Origin of the sequence: Arthrobacter sp. NPDC057013 (genome assembly GCF_042674585.1) — a bacterium.
Classification (GTDB): Bacteria; Actinomycetota; Actinomycetes; order Actinomycetales; family Micrococcaceae; genus Arthrobacter.
The window spans coordinates 255,750-272,819 of record NZ_JBHUSE010000005.1 but is presented as its reverse complement, the minus strand read 5'-3'; the positions used below and the strand labels follow the sequence as shown (position 1 = coordinate 272,819).

Annotated in this window: 15 protein-coding genes; 11 read left to right on the top strand and 4 right to left on the bottom strand. The window is 65.8% G+C overall.

Annotation, left to right across the window (positions count from 1 at the left end; translation table 11 throughout):
* Nucleotides 1-34: 34 nt before the first annotated feature.
* Nucleotides 35-1,615: an LCP family protein gene (locus tag ACFTSA_RS10010; protein ID WP_377951111.1), complete on the top strand. Its 1,581-nt coding sequence runs from the start codon at nucleotides 35-37 to the stop codon at nucleotides 1,613-1,615.
* 94 nt (nucleotides 1,616-1,709) lie between these two features.
* On the opposite strand, the gene ACFTSA_RS10005 is transcribed toward ACFTSA_RS10010, so the two are convergent.
* On the bottom strand, nucleotides 1,710-3,662 hold the full coding sequence (locus ACFTSA_RS10005) for a M13 family metallopeptidase (protein ID WP_377951110.1): 1,953 nt from the start codon (nucleotides 3,660-3,662) through the stop codon (nucleotides 1,710-1,712).
* 251 nt (nucleotides 3,663-3,913) lie between these two features.
* On the opposite strand from ACFTSA_RS10005, the gene leuA reads away from it, so the two are divergent.
* The 3 genes from leuA to ACFTSA_RS09990 all read left to right on the top strand — a co-directional run bounded on the left by leuA (nucleotide 3,914) and on the right by ACFTSA_RS09990 (nucleotide 7,320).
* On the top strand, nucleotides 3,914-5,653 hold the full coding sequence (gene leuA / locus ACFTSA_RS10000) for a 2-isopropylmalate synthase (protein ID WP_377951109.1): 1,740 nt from the start codon (nucleotides 3,914-3,916) through the stop codon (nucleotides 5,651-5,653).
* Nucleotides 5,654-5,743: 90 nt separating this feature from the next.
* Complete coding sequence (gene recO, locus ACFTSA_RS09995) at nucleotides 5,744-6,496, top strand: DNA repair protein RecO (RefSeq protein ID WP_377951108.1); 753 nt, start codon at nucleotides 5,744-5,746, stop codon at nucleotides 6,494-6,496.
* Between the two features lie 2 nt (nucleotides 6,497-6,498).
* Nucleotides 6,499-7,320: an isoprenyl transferase gene (locus tag ACFTSA_RS09990; protein ID WP_377951107.1), complete on the top strand. Its 822-nt coding sequence runs from the start codon at nucleotides 6,499-6,501 to the stop codon at nucleotides 7,318-7,320.
* A 21-nt stretch (nucleotides 7,321-7,341) separates the two neighbouring features.
* Here the strand turns inward: ACFTSA_RS09990 and ACFTSA_RS09985 are convergent, their stop codons facing one another.
* Complete coding sequence (locus ACFTSA_RS09985; RefSeq protein ID WP_377951106.1) at nucleotides 7,342-8,331, bottom strand: alpha/beta hydrolase; 990 nt, start codon at nucleotides 8,329-8,331, stop codon at nucleotides 7,342-7,344.
* A 148-nt stretch (nucleotides 8,332-8,479) separates the two neighbouring features.
* On the opposite strand from ACFTSA_RS09985, the gene ACFTSA_RS09980 reads away from it, so the two are divergent.
* Nucleotides 8,480-9,544, top strand: coding sequence for a quinone-dependent dihydroorotate dehydrogenase (locus ACFTSA_RS09980; RefSeq protein ID WP_377951105.1), 1,065 nt, complete (start codon nucleotides 8,480-8,482; stop codon nucleotides 9,542-9,544).
* Nucleotides 9,545-9,665: 121 nt separating this feature from the next.
* Here ACFTSA_RS09980 and ACFTSA_RS09975 read toward each other — a convergent pair whose 3' ends face one another.
* Nucleotides 9,666-10,256: a DUF3043 domain-containing protein gene (locus ACFTSA_RS09975; protein WP_377951104.1), complete on the bottom strand. Its 591-nt coding sequence runs from the start codon at nucleotides 10,254-10,256 to the stop codon at nucleotides 9,666-9,668.
* 130 nt (nucleotides 10,257-10,386) lie between these two features.
* On the opposite strand from ACFTSA_RS09975, the gene ACFTSA_RS09970 reads away from it, so the two are divergent.
* The 5 genes from ACFTSA_RS09970 to ACFTSA_RS09950 all read left to right on the top strand — a co-directional run bounded on the left by ACFTSA_RS09970 (nucleotide 10,387) and on the right by ACFTSA_RS09950 (nucleotide 15,570).
* The gene (locus ACFTSA_RS09970) at nucleotides 10,387-11,832 is read left to right on the top strand and encodes a dipeptidase (protein ID WP_377951103.1); all 1,446 of its coding nucleotides are present in this window, start codon (nucleotides 10,387-10,389) and stop codon (nucleotides 11,830-11,832) included.
* 159 nt (nucleotides 11,833-11,991) lie between these two features.
* Nucleotides 11,992-12,381, top strand: coding sequence for a HesB/IscA family protein (locus ACFTSA_RS09965; protein ID WP_377951102.1), 390 nt, complete (start codon nucleotides 11,992-11,994; stop codon nucleotides 12,379-12,381).
* A gap of 186 nt (nucleotides 12,382-12,567) precedes the next feature.
* A complete protein-coding gene (gene coxB / locus ACFTSA_RS09960) occupies nucleotides 12,568-13,440 on the top strand; it encodes a cytochrome c oxidase subunit II (protein WP_377951101.1) in 873 nt (290 codons plus the stop codon).
* Between the two features lie 10 nt (nucleotides 13,441-13,450).
* Nucleotides 13,451-15,172, top strand: coding sequence for a cytochrome c oxidase subunit I (gene ctaD / locus ACFTSA_RS09955; RefSeq protein WP_377951100.1), 1,722 nt, complete (start codon nucleotides 13,451-13,453; stop codon nucleotides 15,170-15,172).
* Complete coding sequence (locus ACFTSA_RS09950; protein ID WP_102974540.1) at nucleotides 15,169-15,570, top strand: cytochrome c oxidase subunit 4; 402 nt, start codon at nucleotides 15,169-15,171, stop codon at nucleotides 15,568-15,570. The genes ctaD and ACFTSA_RS09950 overlap by 4 nt, the downstream gene beginning before the upstream one ends.
* 95 nt (nucleotides 15,571-15,665) lie before the next feature.
* Here the strand turns inward: ACFTSA_RS09950 and ACFTSA_RS09945 are convergent, their stop codons facing one another.
* Nucleotides 15,666-15,959, bottom strand: coding sequence for an HPr family phosphocarrier protein (locus ACFTSA_RS09945; protein WP_377951099.1), 294 nt, complete (start codon nucleotides 15,957-15,959; stop codon nucleotides 15,666-15,668).
* 183 nt (nucleotides 15,960-16,142) lie between these two features.
* Between ACFTSA_RS09945 and ACFTSA_RS09940 the strand changes: the two genes are divergently transcribed.
* Complete coding sequence (locus ACFTSA_RS09940) at nucleotides 16,143-16,934, top strand: GntR family transcriptional regulator (RefSeq protein WP_377951098.1); 792 nt, start codon at nucleotides 16,143-16,145, stop codon at nucleotides 16,932-16,934.
* The last annotated feature ends 136 nt before the right edge of the window (nucleotides 16,935-17,070 follow it).

Sequence of the window (17,070 nt, the reverse complement as noted above, 5' to 3'; positions counted from 1 at the left end):
GCCGGATCCCATTTTTTCGAGGAAGGTACACCCTGTGGTGCGACGCCGCGACAACCGCGCCCAAGGACCGGGCACGCCCGCCCGTTCCGAGCCAGCTGCCCGGCATGCCGAGGACGCCCGGCTGGGCGCTGCCCGGCACCTGAATGTCCGCCACATGCCCGCGTGGCTTAAGGTAACCACCGCCGTCGTCGCCGTGGTCCTGGCCGGCGGCCTTGCCTTCGCCGGCTACTGGTACTTCAGGCTGCAGTCCAACATCTCCACCTCCGCCCTGGGGGCGGGCAGCAGCCGCACGGACACCACGGACGACGCGACCGGCAGGCTGCAGATCCTGATCCTGGGATCCGACACCCGCGACGGCAAGAACTCCAACTACGGCAGCACGGAGGATTCCACCGGGTACGGCAACTCCGACGTCATGATGCTTATGGACATCTCGGAGGACAACAAGCGGGTCAACGTCATCAGCTTCCCCCGCGACCTGCTGGTGGACATCCCCAAGTGCACTGACCAGAAGACCGGCAAGCAGTACCCGGCCCGCAGCGGCATCATGATCAATGAGGCCATGAAGGAGGCCGGCATCGGCTGCGCCGTGGACACCGTCAACAAGCTGACCGGCATGGAGGTGGACCACTTCATGATGGCCGACTTCAATGCCGTCAAGGAGCTGTCGAACGCCGTGGGCGGCGTCTCGGTGTGCATCAGCGACGCCGTCTATGACCCCGACTCGCGGCTGCGGCTGCCCAAGGGCACTTCCCAGGTGCAGGGCGAACAGGCCCTCGCGTTCCTGCGCACCCGCCACGCATTCGGCGACGGCGGCGACCTCGGCCGCATCAAGGCGCAGCAGGGCTTCCTGTCCTCCCTGACCCGGAAGATCAAGGACGACGGCACCCTTTCCAACCCGGCGAAGCTGCTGAACATCGCCGACGTCATCACCAAGAACCTGACGGTCGACGACGGACTCGCCTCCGTGCCGTCGATGATCACCATCGCCAACCGGCTGAAGACGATCGACGTCGGCAAGGTCGCCTTTGTGGCGATGCCGACCGTCCCTGCCACCAGCGATCCCAACCGGCTGGAAGCTGCGCCTGCCGCCGCACAGCTGTTTGCTGCCCTGCGCAAGGACGTCGACCTGACCGACCCGGACGGGAAGGAAACCCCGTCACCGTCGGCGACGCCCACACCGTCGGCCAGCTCCACTCCCAAGGCCACCCCCAAGCCCACCGCCACGGCGGCGCCGTATGACAAGGCGCTGCAGCCCATCACCGTGGCCAACGGCACTGGCTCAGCCGGCCGGACCCAGGAAATCGTGGACGCCCTTGTGGCCGGCGGCTTCACCCAGGTGGGTCAGCTGGAGGCCGACACCACGGCAAAGACCATGGTGTACTACGGGCCCGAGTTCGCGGACGTCGCCGCTGACGTGGCGGCCCTGTTCGGTATTCCGGCCGCCCAGGTGGCGCCGTCGTCCGGCGTCGCGGGCGTGCAGCTGTACCTCGGCTCCGACTTCCCGTCCGGGACCAAGTACGGCAAGACCACCGTTCCCAAGGACGTCGTCAACCAGACGGCGGGCGACACCGTCTGCCAGCAGGCAAACCCGGAACTGATCGTCCGGCAGTAACCGGCAGCAGGCCGCGCCTGACGCGGCCGGCCGCAAACAGCCGGGCACAAAAATGCCGGGCCGCCCCGAAGGGGGAGGCCCGGCATTTCTGCACCTACCAGATGCTGACGCGCTCCTCCGGCGGCATCCACATGCCGTCCTCCTCCGTGACGCCGAACGCGGCGTGGAAGGAGTCCAGGTTCTTGGCAATGGCGTTGGTGCGGAACTCGTTGGGGGAGTGCGGGTCCGTGGCGAGGCGCCGGATGGCCTCCTCGGTGCGGATCACCTGGCGCCAGCCAGCCGCCCACGAGGCGAAGAAGCGCTGTTCCCCCGTCAGCCCGTCCAGCACCGGAGGTTCCTGCCCGTCGAGGCTCAGGCGGTAGGCCTTGTGCGCGATGGTCAGTCCGCCCAGGTCGCCGATGTTCTCGCCCAGCGTGAGTTTGCCGTTGACGTTGTGGCCGGGTGCGGCGTATGGGGACAGGGCGTCGAACTGGTCCACGAGGCGTCCGGTCAGGGCTTCGAAAGCCTTGCGGTCGTCCTCGGTCCACCAGTTGCGCAGCTCGCCCTTGCCGTCGAACTGTGAGCCCTGGTCATCGAAGCCGTGGCCGATTTCGTGCCCGATCACGGCCCCGATGCCGCCGTAGTTCACGGCGTCGTCCGCTTCGGCGGTGAAGAAGGGCGGCTGGAGGATGGCCGCCGGGAAGACGATTTCGTTCAGCATCGGGTGGTAATAGGCGTTGACGGTCTGCGGCGTCATGAGCCACTTGTTGAGGTCCACAGGCTTGCCGACCTCGTCGAGGTGCCGGTCGACGTCGGCGTTGTGCGCGCGTTCGACGTTGCCCAGCAGGTCAGCAGGGTCGATGACCACGGCCGAGTAGTCGATCCACTCGTCCGGGAAGCCGATCTTCGCCCGGAAAGCCCCAAGTTTCCGGAGCGCCTCGGCCTTGGTGTCCTCGCCCATCCATTCCAGGCCGCTGATGCTCTGCCGGTAGGCCTCGATCAGGTTTCCCACCAGGGTCTGCATGCGGGCCTTGTGGCCCTCGGGGAAGTGCCGGGCCACGTAGATCTGGCCCACGGCTTCGCCGAGTCCGGCCTCGACGACGGCGACGCCCCGCTTCCAGCGGTCCTTGTTCCGCGGGGTGCCGCTGATGGTGGTGCCGTAGAAGGCGAAGTTCGTGTCCACGAATGCGGATGAGAGGTAGGGTGCCGCGGAGTTGATGACCCGCAGGGCAAGCCACTCCTGCCACACCGGCAGCGACTCCGAGGCCAGCAGCGCGGCCGCGCCAACGAAGAAGTCAGGGGTGCTGACCACAATCTCCTGCCGCTTCTCGGCGGCAACGTCGGCTGCGTCAAACCACGTGTCCAGCAGCGGGAACAGCTCGCGTGCCTCGTCCGCCGACTTCAGGTTGTAGGTTTTCTGCGGGTCGCGGAGCGTGACGTTGTCCCAGTGGTGCGAGGCGAGGGAGGTCTCGAGGGCCACCACCCGGGCCGCGGCGTTTTCGGGATCGGCCACGCCGGCCAGGCCGAACATGGTGCCCACGTACTCCCGGTAGGACTTCACCACCGGGGCGAATTTCTCTTCACGGTAGTAAGACTCGTCCGGGAGCCCGAGGCCGCCCTGGCCCGTGTACAGGAGAACGCGGTCGGGGTTGCCGGCATCGGGCGCGGGGTAGATGTAGAAAAGACCAGACACGTCGGCGCGGAAGAGCCGGCCGGCCAGTGCCAGCAGCTCGGAAATGCTGGCCGTGGCGAAGACCTCGGCCAGGCGTCCACGGATGGGGTCCATGCCCTTCGCCTCGACGGCTTCCTCATCCATGAAGCTGCTGTAGAGGTCGCCGATCTTGCGCTCGATGCCGCTGGCCTCTGCACCCTTGGCCGCGGCCTCCTCGATGATTTCCCGGACTGCCAGCTCGGAGCCGTCACGAAGGGCGGTGAAAGTGCCTTCCAGCGGACGGTCGTCGGGGATGGTGGTGTCCTTCAGCCAGGCGCCGTTCACATGCTGGTAGAGGTCGTCCTGTGGCCTCACGCTGCGGTCGATGTTTGACAGGGCGATCCCCGAAATTGGCACAGGAGCTCCTTCGATGACGGGCTGCGGCCGGCACTATCACCGGTGCCGCGTCTGCATGGTGGACGTTGCTGGAGGTGTTGCACCTTCATCTTACGCACCCGTGTTACTGTGAAATGGTGCGTGCAGAACTCCTTCTTCTTAGCTGCCGCGGCGAGGCCTCAGACGCGATCTAGCGCAAGGCCCACCCTCGTCGCGGAGTTTGCGTTGCCCGGCCACCCTTTCACTCAGGAATCACAGAAAAGGCCAGATTAATGCGAAACGCACAGAAGCCCTCGGGAATGCCGGTCCACCGCTACATCCCCTTCCAGGACCAGATCAAAGTCGATCTGCCGGACCGCACCTGGCCGGACAAAATCATCACCACGGCGCCGCGCTGGTGCGCAGTGGACCTGCGGGACGGCAACCAGGCACTGATCGATCCCATGAGCCCGGCGCGCAAGATGAAGATGTTCGACCTGCTGGTCCGCATGGGCTACAAGGAAATTGAAGTCGGCTTCCCCTCCGCGTCGCAGACCGACTTCGACTTCGTCCGCCAGCTGATCGAAGGCAACCACATCCCGGACGACGTCACCATCCAGGTGCTGACCCAGGCCCGAGAACACCTCATCGAGCGGACCTACGAGTCCCTGGTGGGCGCCAAGCAGGCCATCGTGCACCTGTACAACTCCACCTCCGTCCTGCAGCGCCGCGTGGTGTTCAACCAAGACGAGGACGGCATCCTGGACATCGCCCTGCAGGGCGCGCGCCTCTGCAAGAAGTACGAGGAAACTCTGGGCGACACCCACATCACCTACGAGTACTCACCGGAGTCCTTCACCGGCACCGAACTGGAGTACGCTGTCCGCGTCTGCAACGCCGTCGCCGACGTCTTTGAGGCATCCGCCGACCGCCAGGTGATCATCAACCTGCCCGCCACCGTGGAAATGGCCACCCCGAACGTCTACGCGGACTCCATCGAGTGGATGAGCCGGCACCTGCACCCGCGCGAAGGCATCATCCTCTCCCTGCACCCGCACAACGACCGCGGCACCGGCGTGGCCGCAGCCGAGCTGGGCTACCAGGCCGGCGCCGACCGCATCGAGGGCTGCCTGTTCGGCAACGGAGAGCGCACCGGCAATGTGGACCTGGTGACCCTGGGCCTGAACATGTTTGTCCAGGGCATCGACCCGATGATCGACTTTTCCGACATCGACGACGTCCGGCGCACCGTGGAGTACTGCAACCAGTTGCCCGTCGCGGAACGTGCCCCCTACGGCGGCGACCTCGTTTTCACCGCGTTCTCCGGGTCCCACCAGGACGCCATCAAGAAGGGCCTCGAAGCCCTGGAGAAGGACGCGGCGGCTGCGGGCAAGGACGTCAGCGACTTCACCTGGCAGGTTCCGTACCTGCCCGTGGACCCGAAGGACCTCGGGCGCAGCTACGAGGCCGTGATCCGCGTCAACTCCCAGTCCGGCAAGGGCGGCGTGGCCTACCTGCTGAAGAACGAGCACAGCCTGGACCTGCCGCGGCGCGCGCAGATCGAATTCTCGGGTGTCATCCAAAAGCGCACGGACACTGTCGGTGGCGAAGTCAGCGGCGCCCAGCTGTGGCAGATTTTCCAGGACGAGTACCTGCCCTCCGCCAAGACGGAAAGCCAGTGGGGCCGGTACTCGCTCGGCTCGGTGAAAACCGAATCGGACGAGGACGGTGCCATGACCCTGCACGCCTCACTGGGCGTCGACGGCACCCACGCCAGCCGCACCGGAACCGGCAACGGTCCCATCGCTGCGCTGCTGGATATCCTGGGCCAGGACGGCGTGGACGTGCGGGTGCTGGACTACAGCGAGCACGCCCTGTCTGAAGGCGGCAGCGCCCTCGCCGCGGCCTACGTCGAATGCGCCGTCGGGGAACGTGTCCTGTGGGGCGTCGGCATCGATGCCAACACCAGCACCTCGGCACTGAAGGCAGTCATCTCTGCCGTGAACCGGGCCATCCGGGACGCCCAGGCCTGAGCTTCCTGCAGCTGCGCCGCCGGTCCGCACCGGCGGCGCAGCTGTTTCGGCGGCGGAGCTGTTTTCACGGAGTCAGTGGGAAGATAAAGCGTGGTCCAATCATCATTTGCAGCGCGCAGCTATCGCGACGACGCCGTGGTGTTGCGCACCCACAAGCTGGGCGAGGCGGACCGCATCATCACCTTGCTGACCAAGCACCACGGCCAGGTCCGGGCGGTGGCCAAGGGAGTCCGGCGGACCACCAGCCGCTTCGGCGCCCGCCTGGAGCCCTTCATGGTGGCAGACCTGCAGCTCGTGTCCGGCAAGACCCTCGACATCGTGACGCAGGCCGTCGCGAAAGGTGCGTACGGGGGCAGCATCGCCGCCGATTACGGGCGCTACACGGTGGCGGCGGCCATGACCGAGACTGCGGAGAAGCTGACCGACGTCGACGGTGAAGCCGGAACCGCGCAGTACAACCTTCTGGTCGGCGCCCTGGCCTCGCTGAGCCGCGGGGATCACGCGCCGGAACTGATCCTGGATTCCTATCTCCTGCGGGCACTTTCCACCGGCGGCTGGGCGCCAAGCTTCACCGACTGCGCGCGCTGCGGCGCGCCCGGCCCGCACACCGCCTTCTCCGCCCCGCTGGGCGGCATGGTCTGCGGCGGCTGCCGCCCGCCGGGGTCGCCGGCGCCGGCACCGGAAACGGTGTCCCTGCTGGGTGCGCTGCTCACCGGGAACTGGACGACGGCGGATGCCTCCCTTCCGCTCCACCGCCGCGAATCCGCGGGCCTGGTGGCAAGCTATCTGCAGTGGCACCTGGAGCGTGTCCTGAAATCCCTCAAACATGTGGAGCGTACCTAACAGTGTCCTTGGGAAAGAAGACCAGTCCTGCCCGGCGCCGAACCTCCCCGGTGGTGGCCCCGTACCCGCACTCCTCGGGCGCGGTTCCGCCGTCCATTCCGGCGGAGTTCGTGCCGCGGCATGTGGCCATTGTGATGGACGGCAACGGCAGGTGGGCCAACCAGCGGGGCCTGCCGCGGATCGAAGGCCACAAAGCGGGGGAGCCGGCCCTGCTGGACGTCGTGGCCGGCGCCATTGAGCTGGGTATCGAATACGTCAGCGTCTACGCCTTCTCCACGGAGAACTGGCGCCGGTCCCCGGAGGAAGTCCGCTTCCTGATGGGATTCAACAAGGAAGTGCTGCGCAGGCAGCGCAATCAGCTGGATGAGTGGGGCGTGCGGATCCGCTGGTCGGGACGGCGGCCCCGGCTCTGGGGCTCGGTGATCCGCGAACTCGAGGAGGCGGAGGAATACACCGCCGGAAACAGCACGTGCACGCTGACCATGTGCGTGAATTACGGCGGCCGGGCGGAAATCGCCGACGCCGTGTCCGCCATTGCCCGGGATGTGGCCGACGGAAGGCTCAAGCCTGGTGCCATCACCGAGAAGACCATCCAGAAGTACCTCGACGAGCCGGACCTTCCCGACGTCGACCTCTTCCTCCGCAGTTCAGGCGAACAGCGCCTGTCCAACTTCATGCTGTGGCAGTCGGCGTACGCCGAGTTCGTCTTCCTGGACACCCTGTGGCCCGACGTCGACCGCCGGACCCTCTGGGATGCGGTGGAGATCTACGCCCAGCGGGACCGCCGGTACGGCGGGGCAGTGGACGCCGCCAAGGCCCTTTAAGTCCCGGAGACCTGCGCCGGCTCAGGCGGCGTAGCCCCTGATCCACGTGGCAAGCCGCCCGTAGGCGTCGGCGCGCACGTCCGCGCTGGAAAGGAACACATCGTGCAGGGCGCCGTCGATGCGCTCCACGGTGACGCTGCTGCCCAGAGACATTGCGCGGGCTGCGATCGTGTTGACGTCCAGCACCGCGTCCGTGCGGCGCATTTCCTCGTTCCACACCATCCCGTTCTCGCTCGCCGCGGACAGCAGCACCAGGATGGGAATGGCGATGCCCAGGCCCCGGGCCACCTTGGCCTGCCCGGCCAGGATGGCACTGAGCCAGGCGGCGCGCACCGGAAAGGCCAGGGGCGGCCGGTAGGCAGTGTCCAGGGCCCACTCTCCTTCTGCGGCACTGCTGATGCTCCGCCAATAGAATCCGCGCTCCGGCAGCCTGAGCACCGCCTCCGGACGCAGGCGGGCGATCGGCTCCACCACGGTCCAGGCAGCGCGCCGGACCAGGGGGCTGCCGTGCATTTCCAGCCATGGACTGTTCAGGACCAGCTGGGATGCCGCGCCGGGATTGCGGCTGGCCCACAAGGCTGCGACGAGCCCGCCGGTGGAATGCCCCATGAGCGCGAGCTGCACGGGTCCGGCAGCGCCGGACTCGGCGATCATGCCCACTGCGGTGCCGATCTCGGCGTCGTAGTTGCCCAGATCCGCGACGTAGCCGCCAGGGGTGCCCGGCTGCAGGCTGCGGCCGTGGTTGTGCATGTCCAGGGCAAAGAACCTGAAGCCCTGCGCGTCCCAGAACCGGGCCAGCTCCACGTTGAAGAAGTAGTCGCTCCAGCCGTGCAGGAACAGCACCGCACGGCGCGGCCCGGCAGAAGGGATGTCCGGAGCATTCGGAGCGTCCGGGACGTCCGGGGGAGTGAAGCGGATCAGCGTCGCCCGGCGCCGGATACCGTCTGCGCCCATGGCGTCGAAGGCGCAGGACTCGAAGCCCGGTCCCAGGATGTCGCCCTGCCACTCCATGGCACCAGCGTAGGCTTTCCGGTTTCGGCACGGGGAGTGTTGTGTTGGCCGGGTTTGGTCCGCAGGCAGGAAATTGGTCTGCACTGGAGGAAATTGGTCTGCACTGTGGGAATTTGGTCTGCACCCCCGAAGACGGAAAACTAGAGGCATGCGCGTATACCCCACTTTTTTCAGGCTGGCCTTTTCATGGATGGACGCCGAACGCGCCCACAAGATCGGTTTCAAAGGAATCCGGCTGGTCCATTCCGTGGGAGCAGGACGGCTGCTCGAACGGTTTACGGCCCCGCCGGCGTCCCTGCAGACGAGCGCGCTTGGCCTGACCTTCCCGTCGCCGTTCGGGCTGGCCGCCGGCTTTGACAAGGAAGGCCACGGGATCGAGGCCCTGACGGAGCTCGGATTCGGCCACGTCGAGGTGGGCACCATCACCGGCCAGGCCCAGCCCGGCAATGAAAAGCCCCGGCTGTTCCGGCTGATTGAGGACCGCGCCGTCATCAACCGGATGGGATTCAACAACGACGGCGCCTCTGCCGTGGCTCCCCGGCTGAAGTCCGCCCGGGCAGCGCTGCAGCGGCGCCACCCCAAGGTGCGTCCCGTGATCGGCGTCAACATCGGCAAGACCAAGGTTGTTGAGCTCGAGGACGCCGTGGAGGACTACCTCATCAGCGCCCGTGGCCTTGCCCCAGCGGCCGACTACCTCGTGGTGAACGTCAGCTCGCCCAATACCCCCGGACTCCGGCTCCTGCAGAATGTGGAAACCCTTCGCCCGCTGTTGAAGGCAGTGGGGGAGGAGGCCGACAAGTCCGCGGGCCGGCACGTCCCGCTGCTGGTCAAAATCGCACCCGACCTCACCGATGAGGATATTGACGACGTCGCCCGGCTGGCACTGGACCTCGGGCTCGACGGCATCATCGCCACGAACACGACCATCGGCCGCGACGGGCTCAGCTCCGCGGCGGACAAGGTGGAGGGCTGCGGCGCCGGGGGCCTCTCGGGGGCCCCGCTGAAGGGCCGTTCGCTGGAGGTGCTGCGCCGGCTGAAGTCCGTCACCCAGGACCGGCTGACGCTGATTTCCGTGGGCGGCGTGGAGACCGGCAAGGATGTCCAGGACCGGCTGGACGCCGGAGCCACCCTGGTCCAGGGCTACACGGCATTCCTGTACGAGGGGCCGTTCTGGGCCGCCCGGATCAATAAGGAACTGGCGAAGAAGCGCTAATACCGGCGCGGACACAGCAGCGCGTTAAACACAGCAGCCCGGCGGGTTCCACCGCCGGGCTGCTGTGTTCAGGTCCGGGACCGCCTCCTGGCCGGCTGCGCCGGAGGAGGATCATGAGGAATCAGGACGGGTACTGACCGCGGCGGACCAGGGGCTTGGGCAGGCGGAGTTTCCGGAACTGCAGCGAACGCATTGAGCCGTACCAGACAGTGCCGCGCTCAACCTCGCCGAACTTTTCGGCGAGGCGCTTGCGGAGCTTCCGGGACAGGATAAACACGTCCACGAAAACGGCCAGGAACATTACCCAGAAGCCACCCAGCACGTAAACCATCATGTTGCTGCTGGCCGGCACGACGAGGGAAATGATGACGAATACCAGGGCGCCGAACATGAGGTACTCGCCCAGGCTGAAGCGGGCATCCACGTAGTCGCGGGCAAACCGCTTCTGCGGGCCCTTGTCACGGATAGGCAGGAACCTTTCCTCGCCCGTGTCCAGTGCCTGGCGCATCTTCAGGCGCTGCTCCTGAGCGGCGGCACGTTCCGCCTCTTTGGAGGCCTTGCGGTCCTCCGGCACGAGGGGGCGCTTGCGGGCCGCTTCCTGTGCCTTGCGCTTGGGCGTGGGCGCGCCTTTGCCTGCTACTGCGGCTGCCTCGGCAGCCTGCTGGTCAACTAGTTCCTGCGCCGCTGGCGCTTCCTTTTTACGTCCGAACACCACAACAGAATACCTTGGCGGACTGTGCCGCCGGTCATGCCCGGCTCCCCGCAGAGTGCCGCGCGGTGGCATCCGGCGCGGCCCCAGCGGCGATGTTTGTTGTGGCGTGTGACACAGGTAGTGTTTGGCCATGACTACATTTCCTGCGGCGACCCCGCAAGAGTACGACGCCCAGCAGGATGCAGGGACGGTGGACGGTATCAACACCGACGTCCTGCGGGCTGCCGTTGACGCCGCCTTCGACACCACGGTTGCGCAGCTGAAGGACCTGGTGGCCATACCCGGCATCGCCTGGCCCAGCTTTGACCCCGCCCCGCTGGATGCCAGCGCCGAGGCCGTGGCCAGCCTGGTGCGCGCGGCGGGTATCGGGGATGTCCGGATCCTGCGCTGCGACAAGGAGGACGGCACCCCTGGCGGCCCGGCCGTCGTCGCACGCCGCGAGGCCGCGCCCGGCAAACCGACCATCCTTCTTTACGCCCACCACGACGTCCAGCCGCCCGGTGACCCGGCGCTGTGGGAGTCCGAGCCCTTTACCGCCGTCGAACGCGACGGACGCCTGTACGGGCGGGGCGCGGCCGACGACAAGGCCGGGATCATGGCCCACATTGCTGCCTACGGCGCCGTAACCCGGCTTCTCGGTGATGACTTCGGGCTAGGCGTGACCCTGTTCTTCGAAGGGGAGGAAGAGGCCGGTTCGCCGACGTTCCGGACGTTCCTCGAAGCGCACCGCGAGCTGCTCCGCGCCGACGTCATCGTCGTGGCCGATTCCAGTAACTGGAAGGTGGGCGTGCCGGCCCTGACCACGAGCCTGCGCGGACTGGTCGACGGAACCATCGAGGTGCAGGTCCTCGACCACGCCGTGCATTCGGGAATGTTCGGCGGGCCGGTGCTCGATGCACCCACCCTGCTCTCGCGCCTGATCGCCACACTGCATGACGACGACGGCAGCGTGGCCATTGCGGGGCTCGTGGGCCGGGACGAAACGGCCGTGGACCTCACCGAGGCCGAATACCGTGCGGATGCTTCAGTGCTCGACGGCGTGCAGCTGGCAGGCACGGGAACCATCGCTTCGCGCCTGTGGACCAAGCCGGCTCTCTCGATCATCGGCTTCGATGCGCCGGCCGTCAGCGTTGCTTCCAACACCCTGCTGCCCCGTGCCCGCGCGAAGTTCAGCCTGCGGCTGGCACCGGGCCAGGACCCGGCGGAGGCCATGGAGGCCGTTCGAAGGCACGTTGAAACCCACGCGCCGTTCGGCGCCAGGGTGACCTTCACGCCGGGGGAAAGCGGCAACGCCTTCCAGACGGATACGGGTTCAGCAGCTGCCGGCCTGGCCATGTGGGCGCTCGGCGAGGCCTGGGGCGTACCGGCCGTGGAAATGGGGATTGGCGGTTCGATTCCGTTCATCAGCGACCTGACCGAGCTGTACCCCGAAGTCCAGATCCTCGTAACGGGCGTAGAGGACCCCGACTCGCGGGCACATTCCGCCAACGAATCGCTCCACCTTGGGGACTTCCGCAACGCGGTGGTTGCCGAAGCGTTGCTGCTGGCACGGCTGAACTCAGAGGGTCTCCGCTAGCGGGCCGGGCAGGGAACAACGGGGGGCCCTGGAGGGTTACGCCTAAGTTAGAGCTCCGCGCCGGATCGACGTAGCATGTAGCTATAGCCCGTACCGTTTCCGTAGGGGCAGGCACCGTGCAAGCGGGGCAGCCATAACCGTCGTTAGTAAGGTAGGCCAATGAGCACTACGACCAATGAAAACAGCACCGAACCCACCGGCACGGCCAGTGAGGAACTGGCTGGCCACGAGGTTCAGCTGACGGACGTTGCCGCAGGCAAGGTCCGCAGCCTCCTGGAGCAGGAAGGCCGTACCGATCTTCGCCTCCGCGTAGCTGTGCAGCCGGGCGGCTGCTCCGGCCTCATTTACCAGCTGTACTTCGACGAGCGCCTCCTTGAAGGTGACGCGGTACGCGACTTCGACGGTGTCGAGGTCGTCGTCGACAAGATGAGCGTGCCGTACCTCAGCGGTGCCAGCATCGACTTTGAAGACACCATCTCCAAGCAGGGCTTCACCATCGACAACCCGAATGCGGGCGGCTCATGCGCCTGCGGTGACTCGTTCCACTAAAGGGTAAGTAAAGCCCTTCCTGAACCTCTTGGCGGCGCCGGTGAAAAACGGCGCCGCCACACGGTGGGGACATGTGGGCGAAAACCTGCGGGGAGCGGTAAGCTCTACACCGAGTAGTAAAACTTTTAGTGTGCCCGGGAAGCTTTTTGCCGCCCTGGCAACAGCAACAAGTAGGAAGGGCCGTCTGTGAGTTCGCAGAACCGAACCGGCAGCCGACGCAAAACGATCACTTTGATCACTGGCTTGGCAACTGCCGGCGCGTTGGTTTTGACTGGATGTTCGCCAGAGGTAGAGAAGGGGTGGCTGCCCACCGAGCGTGGCACCACCAATCACACTGACCGCATCATGGACCTCTGGGTCAACTCATGGATTGCCGCCCTCGTGGTGGGCATCATCACTTGGGGCCTGATCGTCTGGTGCCTTGTGGCCTACCGCCGCCGCAAGGGCACCGTGGGCTTCCCGCGGCAGACCAGCTTCAACCTGCCCCTCGAGGTCTTCTACCTGACGATCCCGCTGTTCATGGTCCTGGTGTTCTTCTACTTCACCGACCGTGACCAGCAGGCGATCGATGACCGCTCGCAGCCGGCCGACGTCGTAGTGGACGTCCGCGGCAAGCAGTGGGCATGGGACTTCAACTACAAAAAGGGCCAGGTCATCACCGAAGACCTCCACGAGGCAGGCGTCCAGGCGCACCTGACGGGTGAAGCCATCAACAAGGACAAGCTGCCCACCCTGTACCTGCCCGTCAACAAGTCCGTTGACCTGGAACTGAACTCGCGCGACGTCATCCACTCCTTCTGGGTTCCTGCGTTCCTGCAGAAGAGGGACATGATCCCCGGCAAGACCAACTACATCCGGTTCACCCCCACCAAAGAGGGCACCTACGACGGCAAGTGCGCCGAGCTCTGCGGTGAGTACCACTCCGAAATGCTGTTCCGCGTCAAGGTTGTTTCCGAGTCTGAATTCCAGGCTCACATGAACCAGCTTCGCCAGGACGGCAACACGGGCCTGCTTGGTGACGAGTACGACCGCAACCCGAACCTGAACGCAACGAAGTAAGGGAAGCGAAGTGGCTACTTACACCCAGACCCCCGGGATCCTTGAGGCTCCCGTAGTTCCCAAATCCAAGGGGCGCATCGTCGTCAACTGGATCACCTCCACGGACCACAAGACCATCGGGTACATGTATCTGATCGCGTCCTTCGTGTTCTTCTGCTTCGGCGGCGTGATGGCCCTGCTCATCCGTGCCGAGCTCTTCGAGCCGGGTATGCAGATCCTGCAGACCAAGGAACAGTACAACCAGCTGTTCACCATGCACGGCACCGTCATGCTGCTGATGTTCGCAACGCCGCTCTTTGCCGGCTTTGCGAACGTGATCATGCCGCTCCAGATCGGTGCACCCGACGTCGCGTTCCCGCGACTGAACGCGCTGGCCTTCTGGTTCTTCCTGTTCGGCTCCACCATCGCCGTTTCCGGCTTCATCACCCCGCAGGGTGCTGCCTCCTTCGGCTGGTTCGCCTACGCGCCGCTTTCCAACACCACCTTCAGCCCCGGCGTCGGCGGTGACCTGTGGGTCTTCGGCCTGGCACTGTCCGGCTTCGGCACCATCCTTGGCGCGGTCAACTTCATCACCACGATCATCTGCATGCGTGCCCCCGGCATGACCATGTGGCGCATGCCGATCTTCACCTGGAACACCCTGGTGACGGCCATCCTGGTCCTGATGGCGTTCCCGCCGCTGGCAGCTGCACTCTTCGCCCTCGGTGCGGACCGCCGCTTCGGCGCCCACATCTTCGACCCGGAGAACGGCGGCGCCGTCCTGTGGCAGCACCTGTTCTGGTTCTTCGGCCACCCCGAGGTGTACATCATCGCCCTGCCGTTCTTCGGCATCGTGTCCGAGATCTTCCCGGTCTTCAGCCGCAAGCCGATCTTCGGCTACAAGGGCCTGGTCTACGCCACCATCGCGATTGCTGCCCTGTCCGTGACCGTGTGGGCACACCACATGTACGTCACCGGCTCCGTGCTGCTGCCGTTCTTCTCCTTCATGACCATGCTCATCGCGGTCCCGACCGGTGTGAAGTTCTTCAACTGGATCGGCACCATGTGGCGCGGTTCGCTGACGTTCGAAACACCCATGCTGTGGAGCATCGGGTTCCTCATCACGTTCCTCTTCGGCGGCCTGACGGGCATCATCCTGGCCTCCCCGCCGCTGGACTTCCACGTCTCCGACTCCTACTTCGTGGTGGCGCACTTCCACTACGTGGTGTTCGGCACCGTGGTGTTCGCGATGTTCGCCGGCTTCTACTTCTGGTGGCCCAAGTGGACCGGCAAGATGCTCAATGAGCGCCTCGGCAAGATCCACTTCTGGCTCCTGTTCCTGGGCTTCCACGGCACCTTCCTGATCCAGCACTGGCTCGGCGTCGAGGGCATGCCCCGCCGTTACGCCGACTACCTGGTGGAGGATGGCTTCACCTGGATGAACCAGTTCTCCACCATCGCCTCGTTCGTCCTGGGTGCGTCCCTGATCCCGTTCTTCTGGAACGTGTACATCACCGCACGCAGCGCCGAGAAGGTGCAGGTTGACGATCCCTGGGGCTTCGGTGCCTCGCTGGAGTGGGCAACCTCCTGCCCGCCGCCGCGTCACAACTTCACGTCCCTGCCGCGCATCCGCTCGGAGCGTCCTGCACTGGACCTGCACCACCCTGAGCTTTCCCAGTCACACACCGTTGAATCGCCGGCACCTGCAGCAAGCGTGCTGGGCAACGCCGATCAGAAGGACAACGCGCAATGAGAATCGAGTCCTGGATTTTTGGAGCAGGAGTCTTCTTCTTCGTTCCGGTTTCCATCATCTACGGCTTCCTCACCAACTGGTCTGAGTGGGTCGGCATCCTGGGAATCCTCCTGGTGGGTGGCCTCGCAGGCATGATCGGTGCCTACCTTGGCTTCACCGGCAAGCGCGTGGGCATGCGTCCCGAGGACCGTGCGGACGCCGAAATCCACGAAGGCGCCGGCGAGCAGGGCCACTTCAGCCCCTGGAGCTGGTGGCCGCTGGTTCTGGGCCTTTCCTGCGCAGCAGGATTCCTCGGCCTGGCCGTAGGCTTTTGGATCGTCTTCATCGCCGGCGGGATGGCTCTGGTAGCCCTCGTGGGTTGGGTGTACGAGTACAGCCGCGGAGACCACGCGCACTAAGAGTTTGCGGTAGCAAGAACGACGGCGGGCCCCACCTTTTCGGTGGGGCCCGCCGTCGTTCTGCGTTTAAGCCGGATTCGCTGTTTCAGCCTGCGTTAGCTGGCCTTCTGCGCCGCCAACAGGTCCACGAGACCCGACAGTGCCGCCTCGGCCTCGCCAAGGCTCCTGCCTGCAGGGAGGGCTGATTCCTTGACTGCCAGCTCAACCTCGCAGCCGTAGTTAAAATCCGCAGTCATGACCTCGAGCAGCGAGCGGGCGTCTACGGCGTCAATGCCGTCCTTGCGGATGGTCACCGGCAAGCCTGTCTCCGTGACCGCGCGGACGAACACCGCTGCCGGTCTGGCGTGCAGGCCGATGGCCGCAGAAACTATTGCCTTACGAACGGGCAACTGGACTCCTTCGTCGTGGACGGGATGGCACATTTGGGGGAAGCCTCCGCCGTCTCTCTAATTTGTTCGCCTTTAAGAATATCGGCCTCCATGCCGTCCGTCGGCAGGGGCCGGCCTGGTCTAGACCTGCGGCCGCGGTGGCTTACCCTTGAACTGTGAGAACGCAATACAGGGGCGGCCGCCGTGGCCGCTAACGTGGCCGGCATAGCCGGTGAAATCCACAGAACCAACGGCACCCCGATCTACGTCCAGCTCCGTGAGATCCTCAGGACCTACATCGCGACGTCGTGCCCGCCAGGCTCGGCGTTGCCCTCGGAGCGGGACCTGGCCGAACGGTTTGGCCTGGCCCGGATGACTGTCCGCCAGGCCATCGACGCCCTGGTGGGGGAGGAGGTCATCGAACGGGTGGTCGGGCTGGGTACCTTTGTCCGGAAACCGAAGCTTGACCTGCAGGTCAAGCTGACCTCCTACAGCGAGGAGATGCAGCGCCGCGGCATGGTGCCGGCCGCGAAGGTGCTGAGCTTCGAGCAGATCGCCGCCAGCGCCTTCCTGGCCCGCGAACTCCAGCTGGAGGAGGGAACGCCCCTGGTGCGCTTCCGGCGCCTTCTGCTGGCGGATAACGAGCCAATGAGCGTGGATGAGAACTTCATCCCCGCCCACCGGGTGCCGGGGCTGCTCGACGGCGAGCCGCCCACCTCGCTCTACAACGTCCTCAGCGAACAGTTCGGCCTGGTCATGGAATGGGGCGAGGACATGATCGAAGCCACGGCTGCGTCCCCCTCCATCGCGCGCCTGCTCAACGTCGAGAACGGGGCGCCGCTGCTGAAGATCCAGCGGCATGCGTTCGTGGCCCGGGCGATGGTGGACTACTCGGTGTCCTATTACCGTGCAGACCGGTACAAGCTGTGGGTGCCGCTGCAGCGGCCCGGTGTCCGGCCTACGCGCAACTACGCGTCGGGTTACCGCCAGCAGTAGCCTGGCTATCTGCGCCCTTCGGGGCAGGTCCCTGCGGAACAATTTCTTCTGCAACACATGGGGTCCCTAAACACAGAGAAGGGGCGGGGCGGGGGGGCCGGGGGGGCGCGGGGGGCGGTGGGGTGCGGGGCGAGGG

Bases quoted from the DNA above. Each gene is read 5' to 3' on its own strand.
- leuA (WP_377951109.1), top strand. From the start codon at position 3,914: ATGCGAAACGCACAGAAGCCCTCGGGAATGCCGGTCCACCGCTACATC.
- ACFTSA_RS09985 (WP_377951106.1), bottom strand. From the start codon at position 8,331: ATGGAGTGGCAGGGCGACATCCTGGGACCGGGCTTCGAGTCCTGCGCC.
- ACFTSA_RS09980 (WP_377951105.1), top strand. From the start codon at position 8,480: ATGCGCGTATACCCCACTTTTTTCAGGCTGGCCTTTTCATGGATGGAC.
- ACFTSA_RS09970 (WP_377951103.1), top strand. From the start codon at position 10,387: ATGACTACATTTCCTGCGGCGACCCCGCAAGAGTACGACGCCCAGCAG.
- ACFTSA_RS09965 (WP_377951102.1), top strand. From the start codon at position 11,992: ATGAGCACTACGACCAATGAAAACAGCACCGAACCCACCGGCACGGCC.
- ACFTSA_RS09950 (WP_102974540.1), top strand. From the start codon at position 15,169: ATGAGAATCGAGTCCTGGATTTTTGGAGCAGGAGTCTTCTTCTTCGTT.